18 protein-coding genes are annotated in these 17,082 nt (G+C 64.6%); 8 read left to right on the top strand and 10 right to left on the bottom strand.

The features are described from left to right. Positions 1-171: 171 nt before the first annotated feature. Complete coding sequence (gene rluD / locus K8I04_10950; GenBank protein ID MBZ0072226.1) at positions 172-1,092, bottom strand: 23S rRNA pseudouridine(1911/1915/1917) synthase RluD; 921 nt, start codon at positions 1,090-1,092, stop codon at positions 172-174. Positions 1,093-1,182: 90 nt separating this feature from the next. Between rluD and K8I04_10945 the strand changes: the two genes are divergently transcribed. Then, the gene (locus K8I04_10945; GenBank protein ID MBZ0072225.1) at positions 1,183-1,932 is read left to right on the top strand and encodes an outer membrane protein assembly factor BamD; all 750 of its coding nucleotides are present in this window, start codon (positions 1,183-1,185) and stop codon (positions 1,930-1,932) included. Positions 1,933-2,206: 274 nt separating this feature from the next. Here the strand turns inward: K8I04_10945 and K8I04_10940 are convergent, their stop codons facing one another. From K8I04_10940 to sucC, 4 genes are all read right to left on the bottom strand, one after another. Then, positions 2,207-2,545, bottom strand: coding sequence for a P-II family nitrogen regulator (locus K8I04_10940; GenBank protein MBZ0072224.1), 339 nt, complete (start codon positions 2,543-2,545; stop codon positions 2,207-2,209). 300 nt (positions 2,546-2,845) lie between these two features. After that, positions 2,846-4,513, bottom strand: coding sequence for an NAD+ synthase (locus tag K8I04_10935; GenBank protein ID MBZ0072223.1), 1,668 nt, complete (start codon positions 4,511-4,513; stop codon positions 2,846-2,848). Positions 4,514-4,714: 201 nt separating this feature from the next. Further along, positions 4,715-5,584, bottom strand: a complete 870-nt coding sequence (sucD, locus tag K8I04_10930) for a succinate--CoA ligase subunit alpha (protein MBZ0072222.1) — start codon at positions 5,582-5,584, stop codon at positions 4,715-4,717. 168 nt (positions 5,585-5,752) lie between these two features. Next, positions 5,753-6,916 (bottom strand): ADP-forming succinate--CoA ligase subunit beta, encoded by a 1,164-nt coding sequence (sucC, locus tag K8I04_10925; GenBank protein MBZ0072221.1) that lies wholly within the window; start codon positions 6,914-6,916, stop codon positions 5,753-5,755. A gap of 371 nt (positions 6,917-7,287) precedes the next feature. Between sucC and K8I04_10920 the strand changes: the two genes are divergently transcribed. The 5 genes from K8I04_10920 to K8I04_10900 all read left to right on the top strand — a co-directional run bounded on the left by K8I04_10920 (position 7,288) and on the right by K8I04_10900 (position 12,186). Continuing rightward, positions 7,288-7,518, top strand: coding sequence for a hypothetical protein (locus tag K8I04_10920; GenBank protein ID MBZ0072220.1), 231 nt, complete (start codon positions 7,288-7,290; stop codon positions 7,516-7,518). A 60-nt stretch (positions 7,519-7,578) separates the two neighbouring features. Further along, a complete protein-coding gene (locus tag K8I04_10915) occupies positions 7,579-9,225 on the top strand; it encodes a hypothetical protein (protein ID MBZ0072219.1) in 1,647 nt (548 codons plus the stop codon). 10 nt (positions 9,226-9,235) lie between these two features. Then, positions 9,236-10,636, top strand: a complete 1,401-nt coding sequence (locus K8I04_10910; protein MBZ0072218.1) for a sigma-54 dependent transcriptional regulator — start codon at positions 9,236-9,238, stop codon at positions 10,634-10,636. 230 nt (positions 10,637-10,866) lie between these two features. Further along, a complete protein-coding gene (locus tag K8I04_10905; GenBank protein ID MBZ0072217.1) occupies positions 10,867-11,124 on the top strand; it encodes an AbrB/MazE/SpoVT family DNA-binding domain-containing protein in 258 nt (85 codons plus the stop codon). 624 nt (positions 11,125-11,748) lie between these two features. Continuing rightward, positions 11,749-12,186 (top strand): pilin, encoded by a 438-nt coding sequence (locus K8I04_10900; protein MBZ0072216.1) that lies wholly within the window; start codon positions 11,749-11,751, stop codon positions 12,184-12,186. Between the two features lie 78 nt (positions 12,187-12,264). Here K8I04_10900 and K8I04_10895 read toward each other — a convergent pair whose 3' ends face one another. Beyond that, complete coding sequence (locus tag K8I04_10895) at positions 12,265-12,798, bottom strand: transposase (GenBank protein MBZ0072215.1); 534 nt, start codon at positions 12,796-12,798, stop codon at positions 12,265-12,267. Positions 12,799-12,949: 151 nt separating this feature from the next. On the opposite strand from K8I04_10895, the gene K8I04_10890 reads away from it, so the two are divergent. Next, a complete protein-coding gene (locus tag K8I04_10890; protein ID MBZ0072214.1) occupies positions 12,950-14,047 on the top strand; it encodes a transposase in 1,098 nt (365 codons plus the stop codon). Between the two features lie 173 nt (positions 14,048-14,220). On the opposite strand, the gene K8I04_10885 is transcribed toward K8I04_10890, so the two are convergent. From K8I04_10885 to arfB, 3 genes are all read right to left on the bottom strand, one after another. Then, positions 14,221-14,619: a type II toxin-antitoxin system VapC family toxin gene (locus K8I04_10885; protein MBZ0072213.1), complete on the bottom strand. Its 399-nt coding sequence runs from the start codon at positions 14,617-14,619 to the stop codon at positions 14,221-14,223. Then, positions 14,616-14,852, bottom strand: coding sequence for a type II toxin-antitoxin system Phd/YefM family antitoxin (locus K8I04_10880; protein MBZ0072212.1), 237 nt, complete (start codon positions 14,850-14,852; stop codon positions 14,616-14,618). Before K8I04_10880 ends, K8I04_10885 begins: the two co-directional genes overlap by 4 nt. A 403-nt stretch (positions 14,853-15,255) precedes the next feature. After that, complete coding sequence (arfB, locus tag K8I04_10875) at positions 15,256-15,672, bottom strand: aminoacyl-tRNA hydrolase (GenBank protein MBZ0072211.1); 417 nt, start codon at positions 15,670-15,672, stop codon at positions 15,256-15,258. Between the two features lie 204 nt (positions 15,673-15,876). Here arfB and msrB point away from each other — a divergent pair, with 204 nt between their 5' ends. Then, complete coding sequence (gene msrB / locus K8I04_10870) at positions 15,877-16,275, top strand: peptide-methionine (R)-S-oxide reductase MsrB (GenBank protein MBZ0072210.1); 399 nt, start codon at positions 15,877-15,879, stop codon at positions 16,273-16,275. A gap of 91 nt (positions 16,276-16,366) precedes the next feature. Here the strand turns inward: msrB and K8I04_10865 are convergent. Further along, positions 16,367-17,082: glycerophosphodiester phosphodiesterase (locus tag K8I04_10865; GenBank protein MBZ0072209.1), on the bottom strand; the 716-nt coding region annotated here is incomplete at its 5' end.

Here is a 17,082-nt window from a genome sequence, read left to right as displayed (position 1 = left end):
CCTTCGATTTCCTCGTGAAAATCGCGTTCGGCAAATGGGAGGCCTGGGCGATGCGCCAGAAAGAACGTCTCGAAGGAAGGCCGACCGGACTCCCCCGATAGCAGGCAGAGCCCACCACAGGGATACCGCAGCGAAGTCGCCCGAAGGGCACCTCCGTGGCATGGACTCCGTCTACCCCAACCGATCCAGTACCTCCACCAGCTCCGGTGCCAGCGGCGCGGTGAGCACGTAGTCCGCGCGGCCGCCGTCCAGCGCGAATTCCAGCGAAGCGGCATGCAGGAACAGGCGCTTGAGGCCGGCCTGTTCGCGCAGGCGCTTGTTGACCTCGACATCGCCGTACTTGTCGTCGCCGGCGACCGGATGGCCGATGTGCTGGGCGGGGACGCGGATCTGGTGGGTGCGGCCGGTCTCCAGATTCACGCGTACCAGGGTATGGGCACGGTAGCGCGCCTCGATGCGATAGTGGCTGACGGCTGGCTTGCCGAAACGGGTCACGGCCATACGCTTGCGGTCGGTGGCATGCCGGCCGATGGGGGCATCGACCGTACCGCCGGCGACCAGCAGCCCCCCGACGATAGCGAGGTATTCACGTCTGACGCTGTGCGCCTGCAGCTGTGCGACCAGCGACTGGTGCGCCATCAGGTTGCGTGCCACCACCAGCAGCCCGCTGGTGTCCTTGTCGAGGCGATGCACGATACCGGCGCGCGGCACGGTGGCCAACGAGGGATCGTGATACAGCAGCGCGTTTTGCAGCGTGCCATCCCGGTTGCCGGCCGCCGGATGCACCACCAGACCGGCCGGCTTGTCGATGACCAGCAGATCATCGTCCGCGTGGACGATCCGCAGCGCGATGGCCTGCGGCTCACAGCGCGTGTCTTCCTCCAGCTCGGCGGCGACCGTCACCTGCTCGCCGCCGACCATTCGCTCCTTGGGCTTGCACGTCTGGCCGTCGACCCGCACCCCGCCCTCGCGGATCCACTGCTGCAGGCGGCTGCGAGAATAGTCCGGGAACAACCCGGCCAGTACCTGGTCCAAGCGCTGTCCGGCGGCATCCGCGGGAACGCGGGCCTGCAATTCGACCCGCCGACTCATCGGCCGGACCGGTGGTTTGGGGTATACTGCCCGCGCCCGCCAACTCCGGCGGCAGTACACACGACTGTCATGGCATCACAAGGCAACTGCATGCGTCTCGCTACGATGATGTTGGTCCTGTTCGGTCTGCTCGGCGGCTGCGGGCTACTGCCCAAGCAGATCGACGAAACCAAGGACTGGTCTGCCCAACGACTCTACTCCGCCGCCAAGGACGCGATGAACGGCGCCGATTGGGAAAAGGCGATCGGTCTGTTCGAGAAACTGGAGGCGCGCTATCCCTTCGGCCGTTACGCCCAGCAGGCCCTGCTGGAATCGGCCTATGCCTACTACAAGTTCGACGAGCCGGAATCGGCCATCGCCGCCGTCGACCGCTTCCTGAAGACCTACCCGCGGCACCCGCATTCGGATTATGCCTACTATCTGCGCGGCCTGGTGAATTTCTCTCGCGGCGATACCCTCATCGACCGCTTCCTGCCACGCGACCCGACCGAGCGCGACGCTGGCGCAACCCGCCAGGCCTTCCTCGACTTCAGCGAGTTGGTGAAGCAGTTCCCGGACAGCCGCTACGCCCAGGACGCCAGCCAGCGCATGGTGTTCCTGCGCAGCAATCTCGCCCAGTACGAAATGCACGTCGCCGACTTCTACATGCGCCGCGGTGCCTACGTGGCCGCCGCCAATCGCGCCAGCCAGGTCATCGAGGGCTACCAGGGCACACCCGCCGTACCGGAGGCGCTGGAGACACTCGTGCGCGCCTACCGCAAACTCGGCCTGGAGGACCTCGCCGCCGACGCCCAGCGTGTACTGCAGCTCAACTACCCGGAGCGCGCGGCGAAGCTTTGATACGCCCTGCCCGGACCCGTCCTGCGCGGGGGCAATGGGCCAGACTCAATCGCACTTGTTTGAGCCCTTCTTGGCCACGGAAACACACGGAAGCACACGGAAGGAATTCGATCTGTAAACCCAGGATTATTCCCCGTGGTCCGGTTTCTGGGTTTTGTGCAATGAGTCTTTTTCCGTGTTGTTCCGTGTGTTTCCGTGGCCAATCGGGGGTTCTTGCAGTTGGAGCGCCCCCTTTGCAATCACCCCGCGCAAAACGGGTCCGGGCAGGGTGGCATCAGATCGCCTCATTGTCCTGTTCACCGGTACGGATACGGATGACCTTGGCGACGTCGCTGACGAAGATCTTGCCATCACCGATCTTGCCGGTACGGGCGGCGCCGGTGATCGCCTCGATGCAGCGCTCCAGCTGATCGTCGCCAACGACGATCTCCAGCTTCACCTTGGGCAGAAAATCCACCACGTATTCGGCACCGCGATAGAGTTCGGTGTGGCCCTTCTGACGACCGAAGCCCTTGACCTCGATGGCCGTCATCCCGGCAATGCCGATTTCCGACAGTGCCTCGCGCACATCGTCCAGCTTGAACGGCTTGATGATGGCCTCTACCTTCTTCATGGAACCCTCTCCTCGCTCGCCAGGCGGCAATGGGGCAGTACGATAACGGATTCACCCTGCCGGCACTAGGGATCGATGGGGCAGACCCCGATGACACTTCCTTTCAGAACTCCCTTACACCATTTTTGGCCACGGAAACACACGGAATGACACGGAAAAAAGACTCATTGCACAAAACCCAGAAACCGGACCACGGGGGATAATCCTGGGTTTACATCGTGAATTCTTTCCGTGTTGTTCCGTGTGTTTCCGTGGCCAAAAGTAGTGCAAGTAAGTGCCATGAGTACCAGACCCCGGTGATCAGTCTGAACCCCTCGGCCCATCCGGTAACTGCGTTGCCAGATAGCCCGATGTGATGGGATAGCGGCGATCCCGCCCGAAGGCGCGGCGGGTGATACGCACACCGGGCGGTGCCTGCCGGCGCTTGTATTCGTTGCGGTCGACCATCCAGACCACGCGCCGCACCGTGTCGGCGGCGAAGCCCTCGGCGACGATCTCCTCGGGGGAACGATCCTGCTCGACGTAGCGCTCGAGAATCGCATCCAGAATCGGATAGGGTGGCAGGGAATCCTCGTCCTTCTGATCGGGTCGCAGCTCGGCCGAGGGTGCGCGCTCGATGACCCGCCGTGGGATGACCTCGTCCCCGACCGCGCTCAGACTGTTGCGGTATTCCGCCAGCCGGTAGACCAGCGTCTTGGGGCAATCCTTGATCGGGGCGAAACCGCCGGCCATGTCACCGTAGAGCGTCGCATAGCCGACGGCCACCTCGCTCTTGTTGCCGGTGGTCAGCAGGATTCTGCCGAGCTTGTTGGAGATCGCCATCAGGATCACACCGCGTGCGCGCGCCTGGATGTTCTCCTCGGTGGTATCCGGCGGCAGGCCCGCGAACTCGTCCTCGAGCGCATCGAGAAAGGCCCGGAAGGCACCTTCGATGGGGATGACCCGGTAGGACACCCCGAGCGCGCGGGCCTGGGCGCGCGCGTCCTCGATGCTCATGGCGGACGTGTAGCGCGACGGCATCATCACCGTCTCGACCTGCTCGGCGCCGATGGCATCGACGGCGATCGCCAGCGTCAGCGCCGAATCGATGCCACCCGACAGGCCGATGACCGCTCCCTTGAAGCCGTTCTTGCGGATGTAATCGCGCACGCCCAGCACCAGGACATCATAGATGCCGGCCACAGGGTCGGGCCGCGGCTGGCAGTCGCCCGGCAGCGGCTGTACGGCATCATTGATCGCCAGGTCGACGGGATACAGACCCGCGATGCACGCCGGTGCGCGCTGCGTCACCTCGCCCGCGGCATCCATGACGAACGACCCGCCATCGAAAACCAGTTCGTCCTGGCCGCCCACCAGGTTGACATAGACCAGCGGCAGCCCCACCTCGTGCACCCGGTCACGCACCACCGCCTCGCGTTCGTCGTCCTTGCCGGCATGGAAAGGCGACGCATTGATGTTCAGGATGCAGCGCGCACCGGCGGCCCTGGCCTGCTGCACCGGTCCGGGGCTCCAGATGTCCTCGCAGATGGTGAGCCCGCACGGCACGCCGCCGATGTCCACCACGCACGACTCGGTGCCGGCGGCGAAATAGCGTTTCTCGTCGAACACGCTGTAATTCGGCAGATGCTGCTTGTGCGCCGTGGCGACGATCTGGCCATCGCGGATCACCGAGGCGGCGTTGTACAGACCGCCGGCACCGGCATGGGGATGGCCGACGACGACATCGATACCGCGCACCTCACGTTTTATGTGCTGCAGCGCCTCCAGTACATGCAGCTGCAGGCCGGGCCGTAGCAGCAGGTCCTCGGGCGGATAGCCGGTCAATGCCAATTCGGGAAAAAGAATGGCCTGCGCGTGCAACTCGTCACGCGCACGGGCCGCCGCCTCGATCAGCTGCTGTGTATTACCGCGCACGTCCCCCACCAGCAGATCGATCTGGGCCATGACGATACGAAGGCGCTTGGACATGTTGGGCATTCGCGCTGTTTTCCGCGGATATAACGGTTTAACCACAAAGGACACTAAGGACACAAAGAAATTCGCACCTGACCCGCCTAAGTGATCAGCACCGTCATCTCAGGCGGCGGATCGGCGAGGCAGTATCCGTGCACCACCATAAACTCGTTCTATCTTCGTGTCCTTAGTGTCCTTTGTGGTTAACACGAAATCCTACCCAAGCCGCTCTGCCATGCGCGCGCCCATGTCGGCGGGGGAGCGGACCACGCTGACGCCGGCGGCTTCGAGTGCGGCGATCTTGGCGGTTGCGGTGCCCTGGCCGCCGCTGATGATGGCGCCGGCGTGGCCCATGCGCTTGCCCTTGGGCGCGGTGACACCGGCGATGTAGGCGACCACCGGCTTGGTGACCTGCGCACGGATGTACGCGGCCGCCTCTTCCTCGGCACTGCCACCGATCTCGCCGACCAGGATGACACCGTGGGTGTCGGGGTCGGCCTGAAACAACTCCAGGCAGTCGACAAAGCTCATACCATGGATTGGATCGCCGCCGATGCCGACGCAGGTGGTCTGACCGAGCCCGGCATGGGTGGTCTGGAATACCGCTTCATAGGTGAGTGTGCCGGAGCGCGACACAATGCCGATCCGGCCGGGCAGATGGATCGCGCCGGGCATGATGCCGATCTTGCAGGCGCCAGGGGTGATGACACCCGGACAGTTCGGGCCGATGAGACGCACCTCACTGCCGGCCAGTGCCGCACGTACCTTGAGCATGTCCAGCACCGGGATGCCCTCGGTGATGCAAACGATCACCCCGATGCCGGCATCGGCCGCCTCCAGGATCGCATCCGCCGCAAAGGCCGCCGGCACATAGATCATCGTTGCATCCGCACCGGTCTCACGCACGGCACCGGCGACGGTGTCGAACACCGGCCGATCCAGATGCCGCTGCCCGCCCTTGCCCGGCGTCACACCGCCAACGAGATTCGTACCGTAGGCAATCGCCTGCTCGGAATGAAACGTCCCCTGCTTACCGGTGAACCCCTGGCAGATGACCCTGGTGTCCTTATCGACGAGAATGCTCATGCAATAGAAATCCGGATGCTCTAAAACACTTTAACCACGAAGGACACTAAGGACACAAAGGCAAACCCATAACAAATGCCGAAAAAAGCCTCCTCTCCTGAGGGAGAAAAGATTCGTGGTTTTGCATTGATCAAGTTTTCTTCGTGTCCTTCGTGGTAAAAAAACCAGCTAACCCCGCACCGCCGCGACCGCCTTTTGTGCCGCGTCGGTGAGGTCATCCGCGGCGATGATGCTCAGCCCGGAAGTGGCCAGCAGTTCGCGGCCGCGTTCGACGTTGGTGCCTTCCAGGCGAACCACCACGGGCAGGTGCACGTCCACCTCGCGCACGGCCTGGATGATGCCTTCGGCGATGAGGTCGCAGCGCACGATACCGCCGAATATATTGACCAGGATGGCGCGTACGTTCCGATCCGACAGGATCAGCTTGAAGGCCGCGGCGACCTTGTCCGCGGTGGCGCCGCCGCCGACATCCAGAAAGTTCGCCGGCTCGCCGCCGTGCAGCTTGATCAGGTCCATGGTCGCCATGGCCAGGCCCGCGCCGTTGACCATACAGGCGATGTTGCCGTCGAGGGTGACATAGTTCAGGCCATACTCGTGCGCGGTCCGCTCCTTGATCTCCTCCTGATTAGGGTCGCGCCAGTCGGCGAGCAGCTTCTGGCGGAAGAGCGCGTTGTCGTCGAGGTTGATCTTGCCGTCCAGCGCCAGCAGCCGGCCGTCGTCCGTGACCACCAGCGGATTGATCTCGACCAGGCTCAGGTCCTTGTCGTGGAACAGCTGGGCAAGTTTGAGCACGATGCGGGTGAACTGACCGATCTGCTCGCCCGCCAGACCCAGGCCGAAGGCCAGCTTGCGGCACTGATAGGGCTGCAGACCGGCGGCCGGATCGGCGTATTCGGTGAGGATCGCACCGGGATCGCGCGCGGCGACCGCCTCGATGTCCATGCCGCCCGCAGCCGCTGCCATGACCACGACACGGCGGCGCACCCGGTCGACCAGCGCGCCCAGATACAGCTCGCGGGCGACGGCCAGCGGCTCCTCGACCAGCAGTGCCTCGATGGGCAGCCCGGCGGCGGCGCTCTGCCCCGTGACCAGCCGCGTACCCAGCAGCCGACCGGCCTGCTGCTCGACGGCCGCAAGATCATCGACGCGCTGGATGCCACCGGCCTGCCCGCGCCCGCCGGCGTGGACCTGGGCCTTCAGGAGCCAGCGCTCGCCGCCGAGCGCACGGGCCGCATCCGCCGCCTCGCGGGGCGTGCGCGCCACGACCCCGCGCGGCACCGGGATCTCATACTCGCTCAGGAGGCGCTTGGCCTGGTATTCATGGAGGTTCATGTTGTTGTTAGTCAGGAGTTAGGCGTTAGGTGTGAGGAGTGAGGCGTAAACCCCGTTATGGCCACGGAAGCACACGGAAAAACACGGAAAAGAACTATTGTAAACCCCGCGTGGGCGTTGCCGTCGGCATGATGCCCACCGGAAGCGCCGTTGGCATCGTGGGGCTGACTTGCCCAGTCACTGCCACCCTTCAAGGGTACCCTGGTTTTTTTCGGTAATCGATTTTTCCGTGTTGTTCCGTGTGCTTCCGTGTGCTTCCGTGGCCAATATCTTTTCACGCCTCACCCCCGCCGCGTATTCTGAATCAAACCCCCGCGCCAGGCAAAGGCGCCTCGCTTGCGCCACCCGTGGTTAAACGGGAAACTACCCGGATGGGGCTGCTGCGACTGATTCTGTTGGCGATTCTGGTGGCGTTGCTGTATCGCAGCTGGCGGCGCTGGCGCGACAAGCGACGTGCCCTGGCCCGTGCCAAGCCCCGCGATCAAGGGCATATGGTGGCCTGCCGGCAGTGCGGGCTGTATCTGCCCCAGCCGGACGCGCTGCGTGACGGCGACGACTTCTATTGTTCGGAGGCCCATCGGCGGGCTGGCCACAATGGGTAGGCTACGCCGCCAACCACGGTCCTGGCCGCGATGCCGCCTGCGGTTCTAACCCAATCCTTCATGGAACTCTCCGCGCGCAACCCCTTCTCCCGCCCGGCCGACAGTCAGCGCCAGGACTCCCAGACCTGGAAGCCGCTGCACTTTCTGACGCTCTACCGCCTCACCCTGGCCGGGCTGCTGGCGGCGCTGTTCTTCTTCCTGCCGGCCGGCAAGACCCTGGACGGCCAGCATCCCTGGCTCTACGGCACCGTCATCCTCGGCTATTTCGGCTTCGCGCTGCTGGCCGGCTTCACTGCCCGGCTGCGGCGGCCGGCGTATGGTCTGCAGGTCACTATCCAGGTGCTCGTGGACATCCTCGCTATCGTGCTGCTCATGCACGCCAGCGGCGGTCTGGAGAGCAGTCTCGGCATCCTGCTGATCCTGGCGGTGGCCGCCGGCTCGCTGCTGCTGCCGGGGCGGCTGGCCTACTTCTTCGCCGCCGTCGCGACCCTGGCCCTCCTCGGTGAGATCGGTCTGGCGATGCTCCAGGAAAACGACGTCTCCGGCACCGACCTGACCCGCGCCGGCCTGCTCGGCGCCGCCTTGTTCACCACCGCCATCATTGCTCACGTACTCGCCCTGCGCATCCGCGAGAGCGAGGCGCTGGCCATGCGCCGCGGCGTCGATCTCGCCAACCTCGCCCGCCTGAACGAACACGTCGTGCAACGCCTGCAGTCGGGTGTACTGGTGGTGGACGAGCAGGAACGCGTGCACCTGGTGAACGACACCGCCGGCCTCATGCTGCCGTCGCCGCACGCGCGGGCCGGGGAATATCTCGAACAGATCTGTCCGCAGCTCGCCCGCCAGCTGCGCCGCTGGCGGGCCGAACCCGGCTACCTGCCGGAGGCGCTGCTGCCACCCGCGGGCCAGGCCAGCCTGCAGCCGCGCTTCACGGCGCTGGGCCGCTCGCGGGACTCGGCGACGCTCATCTTCCTGGAGGACACGGCGGCGCTGGCACAGCAGGCCCAGCAGATGAAACTGGCGGCGCTTGGCCGCCTCACCGCCAGCATCGCCCACGAGATCCGCAACCCGCTCGGCGCCCTCAGCCACGCCGGCCAGCTGCTGGCGGAATCACCGCACCTGGATGCCGGCGAACGGCGGCTCACCGACATCATCGCCACCCACAGCCAGCGCGTGAACGCCATCATCGAAAACGTCCTGCAGCTGTCGCGCCGCGGCCAGTCCAACCCGCGCGATATCGAGTTGGAGGACTGGGCGCACGAATTCGTCGACGAACTCGTGCGCTGCGGCGGCCTGCCAGCCGATGAGGTCGACATCCGCTGCGACCACAACGGGATCCGCGTGCACTTCGACCCGGGCCAGCTCCACCAGGTGGTGTGGAATCTGGCGCACAACGCCATCGAACACGGCGGTGGCAGACTGGCACTGCGCATCGGCCTGACCGAGGCGCAGCTGCCCTGCCTGGAGGTGCTCGACGAGGGATCGGGCATCCCCGAGGAGGTGGAAAACCAGATGTTCGAGCCATTCTTCACTACCGCCGCGTCCGGGACCGGCCTGGGCCTGTACCTGTCCCGTGAGCTGTGCGAACTGAACGACGCGCGCCTGAGCTACGCACGTCGGGACGACCTGGACAACCGTGGGGATAGCCGGGGGAATAGCCGGGGGGGCAGCCGCTTCCGCATCACCTTCACGCGCCACGGCCGCTAAGACCTGCACCATGGCAACCCCAACGACACCCCACAAGGCACTGGTCGTCGACGACGAGCCCGATATCCGCGAGCTCCTCGAGATCACCCTCGGCCGCATGGACATCGAGACCCACGCCGCCGGCGACCTGGCCGAGGCACGGCTGCAGCTGTCCCAGCACTACTTCGACCTGTGCCTGACCGACATGCGCCTGCCCGACGGCAACGGCATCGCCCTGGTGGAACATATCGCGCAGCAGCGCCCCGATCTGCCGGTCGCCGTGATCACCGCCCACGGCAGCATGGAGGCCGCCGTTCAGGCCCTCAAGGCCGGTGCCTTTGACTTCGTCTCCAAGCCGGTGGATCTGACCGTGCTGCGCAACCTGGTCAACACCGCGCTGCGGCTGTCGGACACCAAGACCTTCCCGGAGCGCGACCGGCGCTCCCGCGACGACCTCATCGGCGACGCGCCGGCCATGCAGGCGATCCGCTCCACCATCGCCAAGCTGGCGCGCAGCCAGGCGCCCGTGTATATCAGCGGCGAGTCCGGCACCGGCAAGGAGCTGGTGGCGCGGCTGATCCATGAGAAGGGTCCGCGCCTCGGTCGGCCCTTCATCGCCGTCAACTGCGGCGCCATCCCCGCCGACCTGATGGAGAGCGAGTTCTTCGGCCACAAGCGGGGCAGCTTCACCGGCGCCAGCGCCGACAAGGACGGGCTGTTCCAGGCGGCCGACGGCGGCACGCTGTTCCTCGACGAGATCGCCGAGCTGCCGCTGCACATGCAGGTGAAGCTGCTGCGCGCCATCCAGGAAAAGGCGGTACGGCCCGTCGGCGCGCCGCACGAGGTCAGCGTGGACGTGCGCATCCTCTCGGCGACGCACAAGGACCTCGCCGAGCTGGTGGCGGCGGGCGGCTTCCGCCAGGACCTCTATTACCGGCTGAACGTCATCGAGCTGCGGGTCCCGCCGCTGCGCGAACGTGGCGGCAGCGACATCGCCCGGCTCGCCCAGCACCTCCTGGCGCGCCTGGCCCGTCAGGAAGGCCGTCGGGCCAGTCTGAGCGACGCCGCCCTGACCGCCCTGACCGGCTACGGCTTCCCCGGCAACGTGCGCGAACTCGAGAACATCCTGGAGCGCGCCCTGACCCTGTGCGAGGGCGACGTCCTCGGCGCCGCCGACCTGCACCTGCCCGGCGTGGCCTCCGCCCTGTCCGTCCCGCCCGATCCCCCGAATCCCAGCGGTGGCGTGCTGCCCGCAGCGCCGCTGGCGGCGCCGGACGGGTTGCCGCTGGAGTCCTATATGGACCAGGTCGAACGCGAGGCGATCCGCAAGGCGCTGGAGAAGACGCGGCACAACAAGACCGCCGCAGCGAAGCTGCTGGGCATCACCTTCCGGGCGCTGCGCTATCGGTTGAAGCGGTTGGGGTTGGAGTGAGGCGTGAGGAGTAAGCCCCGTTATGGCCACGGAAACACACGGAACGACACGGAAGGCAAAACCCACCCCTGCCCCGTAGGAACGCCATTCCTGGCGCGATCGGCAGCCGCTTGAATGCCGATCCCGCTACACGGCTGAATCTGACCTGCGTTTTCGGTGGGTTTTGCCGTTGCGGGATCGGCCCCGCAGGTTTACGGTAAGAATGATATGAAATTGTAAGGCTCGCACCCATGAGCATTGCAACCCTCACATCGAAAGGACAAGTCACCATCCCCAAGGCGGTGCGCGAGGCGCTCCGACTCGCGGCGGGTGATCGGATCGAGTTCGTGGATGTCGGGAATGGCCGTTTCGAACTGCTTGCTGCGACACGTGACGTGACGGAGTTGCGTGGCTCGTTGGGCCCCGCCTCACGGTCCGCGTCGACCGACGATATGGATAAAGCGGTTGCCGAAGCGGTGGTCGATCGCTATCGTCGCACGACAAAATAACGCATAGAGCGCAGGGAGGCGCCATGATCGGCCTGGATACCAATGTAGTGATCCGCTATCTGATGCAGGATGAGCCGCAACAGGCCGCGCGTGCATCTGCTTTTATCGAACAACACCTCAGTCGTGAAAACCCCGGCTATATTTCATTGCTTCTTGGCCACGGAAGCACACGGAATGACACGGAATGTAAAACCCGCTACCTACCTACCTTCCGTGTCATTCCGTGTGCTTCCGTGGCCATGGGTACGGTGGGTTACGCTGCGCTCCACCTATCCTGCCCAACTGACGCCCCGCGTCACCTATCGCCCCACTGGACCCGGCCCGGGGTGACGCGGGACGTCACCCCGGGCCGCCGGTGTGCGACGCGCGTCCCCGGTGGGATTTGAATCGCATCACACTCTCATGACAGAGCGATAAAGAAATCAGCCGCTTGAACGCCAATCTCGCAGTCCGGCGCACGGGGGCCTGCGGCCGTCACGACCCTGGAACGGGGTTGGGACAGGTTGGCACGACTCCTGCTAACACTACCAGCAAGATCGGTCCATCCAGGCGGCGGCCTCCATCACCCCGCCACCTGGGCACACATCCGATCGAAAGATCACCGTCCATCACAGGAGACACACCATGAAGAAGATGCAACAGGGTTTCACCCTTATCGAACTGATGATCGTCGTCGCGATCATCGGTATTTTGGCGGCGATTGCGTTGCCGGCGTATCAGGATTACACGATTCGTTCGAAGGTCTCGGAAGGTCTCAGCCTAGCAGCTGCTGCCAAAGTCGCAGTAACTGAAACAAATGCATCGCTAGGCACGATGCCAGCCGATAATGCTGCAGCCGGTTTGCCGGTTGCCACCACTATAAGTGGTAATGCAGTCACTTCAGTGACTGTAGCGAACGGTGTGATTACTATCCTTTACAATGCTACGTTAGGCGGTTCGCCGAGCTTCAACGGCTCAACGATCACACTGACCCCTACCGTGACAGATGGCTCGGTTACTTGGGCGTGTGAAGTGGATGCTGCAACCAAGAATAAGTACGTTCCGGCGAATTGCCGCGCCTAAGTAACGTATGAGCTAGCCACTCAAGAGACCGCCGCAAGGCGGTCTTTTTTTTGAGACCAATGGGGTAGACCAATGGGGTCAGACTCGATTGATCCCGCCCCCGCTGCGGAATCGGGCCGATCGTCGATCTCCGCCCCGCTGCCTGGGTGCGCTCTGGCGTTCCAGCATCATTTCGATCCGTTCACGAAACCGCTCATTTCCCAACGCCCACGCCTTGTTGGTCGACTCGCGAATCTCCGTCAACGTTTCCGGTGATATGGAATCCGTGAACAGCCCGCGGTAGGCGGCACATCGACCGTCGACGGTGTTGCCGAGATTCTGATAGAGGGGGTGTGGTGTCACCAACTGGTCGACGCGATGGTGCGCGTTACAGGCATAACTCGACCAGCCATACGCGCCCGCCCACTCCACCATGCGCGCCCGCACCGGGTTCGACTCGATATAGCGATAGCAGGTCAGCAGATAGCGGTCCGCATCGATGACCGACGCCCGGAAACGGCCTTCCCACAGCGTGCCGGTACGGCGATACCGATAGTTGAAATACTGAACGTATGCCAAAGAAGGAAAGGGGACAGATCTATTTAACCCCAAACCAAGTTGAGACCGCCGCAAGGCGGTCTCATTATTTGGGCGGCAACACTAGTGTCCGACACGTTTTTACAACAAAGTCAGCTGGTTGCCGCCAAGGGAGGAAATAACAGGACACCCACTTTGTTCGCCCACTTCGTTTGACGCATCCCCTACCCCCTACTAGAGTTGCGCCATGACCAAGCCCCGCTCCACCCTCGTCTCCCTCACCGATACCCCGTGGTACCACGTCGTCTGCCGCTGTGTGCGGCGCGCCTATTTATGTGGCGAAGACGCTCATACAGGGGTGAGCTACGCACATCGCCGGGACTGGATTGTCGAGCGCGTCAAACAGTTGGCCGGGGTATTTGCCGTCGATGTCGCAGCCTATGCGGTGATGAGCAACCACTATCATCTCGTGCTGCGTATCGATGCCGAGCGGGCGCAGGGTTGGAGCCGCGAAGAGGTGTTGCGGCGCTGGACGCAGTTGTACGATGGCCCGCCCTTGGTGCGGCATCTGCTGGCCGGGCAGGACGAGGGGTTGGATGCGGCGGTCCTGGCCACTATCGATGAGTGGACCGCAACCTATCGCACCCGTCTGGGTGACTTGTCGTGGTTCATGCGTGTATTGAACGAAACCATCGCCCGTCGGGCCAACGCCGAAGATCAGGTAACCGGCCGTTTCTGGGAGGGGCGCTTCAAGAGTCAGGCACTGCTCGATGAGCAGGCCATTCTGACCGCCATGGCCTATGTGGACTTGAACCCGATCCGCGCCAACATGGCCGCCACGCCGGAGGCCTCTGAATATACCTCGGTGGCGGAGCGCATGGCGGCACTCGTGCCCGGGGCCGAGGGTAGAAAGTCATCCAAGCCCGCCCGCAGCATGGCTAACGAGGCGGCCCCCGAAGCGAGTACCGCGCCACTTCCTGCCGTGCCCTATAAGGCAGATCTGGCGCAGTTGCCTCGGCAGCCCTTGATGCCCTTCGATGCCACCGCCCGCCAGGGTGCCGCCATTCCATTTTCTTTCGAGGATTATCTCGATCTGGTCGAGACTACCGGTCGCTGCCTGCGTCCGGACAAGCGTGGGTCGATTACGGAAGACGTGCCGAAGCTGCTGCAACGCCTCGCGATCGATCCCGGGCAGTTCATCGACTGCGCCACAGAACTGATGAGCCGCTTCGGCAGCGCGATCGGGGCACCCGGACAGCTGACCGAGCTATGTGTGCAGCGCCAGGTGAAGTATCTGCGCGGCATCCAGGCGGCACGTGGGGCATTCGGGCGCCAGACGGCGTAGCCCGATTCTGATCAAACCGCTGACAAAGAAAGAGAAACAAAGGGAAGAAACAAAGGGACACCCACTTTGGCCCCACTTTGTTTGCCCCCACTTTGGCCCCACTTTGTTTGCCAGCCCACGCGCCCGGCGGCGGCAGATGTTGTGGTGCTGAGAATCGTTCAGCACGGGTTGTCCTACCATATCGTTCTAACGTGTCTATACGCCCGAATCCGCTGGTCTGCGGTCACAAGCGGCGCGGAATAGTGTCGCGCCAGGGCGGTGATCATCCGGTCGGCCGGGTCGGCGTGGAAGTCGCCGGGAAGCCGTACTGACCCAATAGCTATATCAGTATCCACAGGGGCAAACCGAAGGCCTTCGATGGCGGCGACGGTGTACAGCCATTGGTCGAGATCCATCGTCAATACCAGCCGCCCCTTGTCGATGAGCATTGCGATCTCCCAGGTGGAGATCGCGGAGACCAGCACGGTCCCGCCTGCCCCCAGCTCACGCTCGATCGCCTTCAGGGCGGGCGTCGATAGCTGCTTGTCTCCGTTGACCCACCAGATCAGGGCGTGGGTATCGAGGACGATCACCCCAGGGCCTCCCAATCACCCAGCCCCACCGGCTCCAGCGGGTCGGCGTACTCAGTGACCGAACCCCGCAGGGTGTCCAAGGGTGAGCGATCCGCTGACCGGTATGGCCGCACCTCAATCGACGGCTTACCGTGGTCGGTCACGATCAGAGGCTTGCCGCTGGACTCGACCTGGCGGAAGAACTCCAATGCCTTGGCCTTGAATTCGGATTTGGAGACCTGCTCCTGACTCATGCGTGAATGCCTATAGTCATGTGTCGATAGTCATATTATGGGGGCGAAACAGGTAATGTCAATCCAGAACGGGGATCTGGCCGCCCTGGGATCGGCTTCGCGAGCAGCAAGCGAAGAAAATTGATGAAAGAAAGGGAAAAGAAAGGGACACCCACTTTGATGCCCCCACACTTTGACACACTTTGATGCCACTTTGATGAAAGAAATGCGTACCCCGGGCCATGACGTACCTCCATGTTCAAATGGCGTGACGCGAAACCCATGCGTATCGGGATGTAGGAGCGCCATTCCTGGCGCGATCAGATTGGGCGGGCGACCCGTTGGAATCGCGGCAGGAATGCCGCTCCTACGTGTGTCGGGCCACGATGGGTTTTACCTTCCGTCGGGTCTGACCCATTTTGATTCAGTCCTCCGGCGCCGGGCCGCGCAGGCGCTTGGTGGTGCCGCGGCGGCGTTTCTCGTCCATGCGCTGCCGGCGTTCACCGGCCGGGATGCGGGTCGCGACGCGCCGCTTGGGCCGGACCAGGGCCTTGGCCAGCAGTGCCTCGAAGCGCGCCCAGGCATCGGCGCGGTTGCGCTCCTGGCTGCGAAAGCGATTGGCCTCGATGAGGAGCACGCCTTCACCCGTCACCCGCCGGCCGGCCAGTCGTTCCAGCCGCGACCGCACCGCCGGCGCCAGGCCGGTCTTACCCAGATGCACCCGCAGTTGTATGGCCGTCGCGACCTTGTTGACATTCTGCCCACCGGGACCGGGCGAGCGCACGGCGCGCCACTCCAGGGCGTGGTCGGGGATCGGCGGGAGCTGCGGGGTATCGGACATGGCGGCAGGTTAGCGAGCGTGCGGCCGCGAACGCAAGCGGAAAAGGCACACCGGCCACAGGTTTGGCGCCCCTCCCCCGGCAGCGCATACTGGTCGTGCAGCGCGGTTTGGCCACCCGGAGAATTCCGGGGAGTCCTAAATATCCCGGGACACCCGGTGACATCCGGACGGTGAGCCGCCATCCGCCAGCACGCGAGGGGCCACATGAGCGACAAGATCAGGAAATCGGATGCCGAGTGGCGCGCGCAACTGACGCCCGAGCAATACCAGGTCACTCGCTGCGCCGGTACGGAACGGCCGTTCACAGGCGAGTATCACGATCTGCAGGCCGACGGGGACTACCGCTGCGTCTGCTGCGGCGCGCCTTTGTTCACCGCCACACACAAATTCGATTCCGGCTGCGGCTGGCCGAGCTTCTATCGCCCCGTAGCCGACGCCGCTATCGACGAGGCGCGCGACACCAGCCATGGGATGACCCGCACCGAGGTGCGCTGCGGGCGTTGCGACGCCCACCTGGGCCATGTGTTTCCGGATGGCCCCGAGCCGACAGGGCTGCGCTATTGCATCAATTCGGCGGCGCTGGCCTTCGACCGGCGGACCTGAGCCCGCGTGGCGCAGTGCGGCCGCGGCCCATCCCGCAAGCGTCCCGGGAGGGGGGGGGGCCGCTGCATCCCAGAAACCCCAGGAGGCGGGCTCAGGCACGCCCGGCGCCAGCCAGGCGCGTATCGGCCAGCAGTTCGCCGATGGCCATGGTCTCGACCAGGCCGATGCCGCGCCGGCCGAGCGCGATGGCCTGCTCGGCGTCCTCCGCCTCGTAGGCCACCCACTCCCAGGGGCCCGTCCACAACGCCGTTGCCGGCAGCAGCGCCTGGTCGATGAACAGAAAATCAGGTGCCAGGGCCCGTGCACGGCGCTCATGCGCCGCGTCCCAGGCGGCGAGGATCCAGCCGATGCGCACCGGCGCCGCCAGGCGCGCGGCAAATAGCAAGGCGTCGTCGTAGGCGATCAACACGACCTGGGTGCGCGCCGGCTCCAGCGCCTGCCAGACGGCCGCATGCACCGCCTCGATGCCGAAGCGCCGCAGGCTCTCGTCCTTGACCTCGACGAAGGCGGTCACCGTCGGCACGCTCGCCAGCCAGGTGGCCACCGCTGCGAGCGTCGGGACCCGCTCGTTGCCGAAACGGGCGCCGAAGCGCGCCGGCTCGCCCACCGCGCGCCGGCCCAGCGCGACCGCCGACAGATCGAACACACAGCCCGGGGCATCACCGGTACGGGTGAGATCCGCATCATGCAGCAGTACGGGGACCTGGTCGGCGCTCAGCTGCACATCGAACTCCAGGTAGCGCGCGCCGGCCGCCACGGCCTCACGCAAGGCCAGCAGGGTGTTCTCGGGGAAGCGCCGCGCATAAC

It is taken from the genome of Gammaproteobacteria bacterium (assembly GCA_019911805.1).
In the GTDB taxonomy this organism is placed as follows: Bacteria; Pseudomonadota; Gammaproteobacteria; order Thiohalobacterales; family Thiohalobacteraceae; genus JAHJQQ01.
The sequence above is the reverse complement of the archived record's forward strand: the minus strand, read 5'-3'. Positions and strand labels throughout refer to the sequence as shown.

What these genes read in the sequence shown, in the direction of transcription:
- K8I04_10915 (MBZ0072219.1), top strand. Translation starts at nt 7,579, where the DNA reads ATGGAACTCTCCGCGCGCAACCCCTTCTCCCGCCCGGCCGACAGTCAG.
- arfB (MBZ0072211.1), bottom strand. Translation starts at nt 15,672, where the DNA reads ATGTCCGATACCCCGCAGCTCCCGCCGATCCCCGACCACGCCCTGGAG.
- K8I04_10935 (MBZ0072223.1), bottom strand. Translation starts at nt 4,513, where the DNA reads ATGTCCAAGCGCCTTCGTATCGTCATGGCCCAGATCGATCTGCTGGTG.
- msrB (MBZ0072210.1), top strand. Translation starts at nt 15,877, where the DNA reads ATGAGCGACAAGATCAGGAAATCGGATGCCGAGTGGCGCGCGCAACTG.
- sucC (MBZ0072221.1), bottom strand. Translation starts at nt 6,916, where the DNA reads ATGAACCTCCATGAATACCAGGCCAAGCGCCTCCTGAGCGAGTATGAG.
- K8I04_10905 (MBZ0072217.1), top strand. Translation starts at nt 10,867, where the DNA reads ATGAGCATTGCAACCCTCACATCGAAAGGACAAGTCACCATCCCCAAG.
- sucD (MBZ0072222.1), bottom strand. Translation starts at nt 5,584, where the DNA reads ATGAGCATTCTCGTCGATAAGGACACCAGGGTCATCTGCCAGGGGTTC.
- rluD (MBZ0072226.1), bottom strand. Translation starts at nt 1,092, where the DNA reads ATGAGTCGGCGGGTCGAATTGCAGGCCCGCGTTCCCGCGGATGCCGCC.
- K8I04_10900 (MBZ0072216.1), top strand. Translation starts at nt 11,749, where the DNA reads ATGAAGAAGATGCAACAGGGTTTCACCCTTATCGAACTGATGATCGTC.
- K8I04_10880 (MBZ0072212.1), bottom strand. Translation starts at nt 14,852, where the DNA reads ATGAGTCAGGAGCAGGTCTCCAAATCCGAATTCAAGGCCAAGGCATTG.
- K8I04_10910 (MBZ0072218.1), top strand. Translation starts at nt 9,236, where the DNA reads ATGGCAACCCCAACGACACCCCACAAGGCACTGGTCGTCGACGACGAG.
- K8I04_10940 (MBZ0072224.1), bottom strand. Translation starts at nt 2,545, where the DNA reads ATGAAGAAGGTAGAGGCCATCATCAAGCCGTTCAAGCTGGACGATGTG.
- K8I04_10920 (MBZ0072220.1), top strand. Translation starts at nt 7,288, where the DNA reads ATGGGGCTGCTGCGACTGATTCTGTTGGCGATTCTGGTGGCGTTGCTG.
- K8I04_10945 (MBZ0072225.1), top strand. Translation starts at nt 1,183, where the DNA reads ATGCGTCTCGCTACGATGATGTTGGTCCTGTTCGGTCTGCTCGGCGGC.
- K8I04_10890 (MBZ0072214.1), top strand. Translation starts at nt 12,950, where the DNA reads ATGACCAAGCCCCGCTCCACCCTCGTCTCCCTCACCGATACCCCGTGG.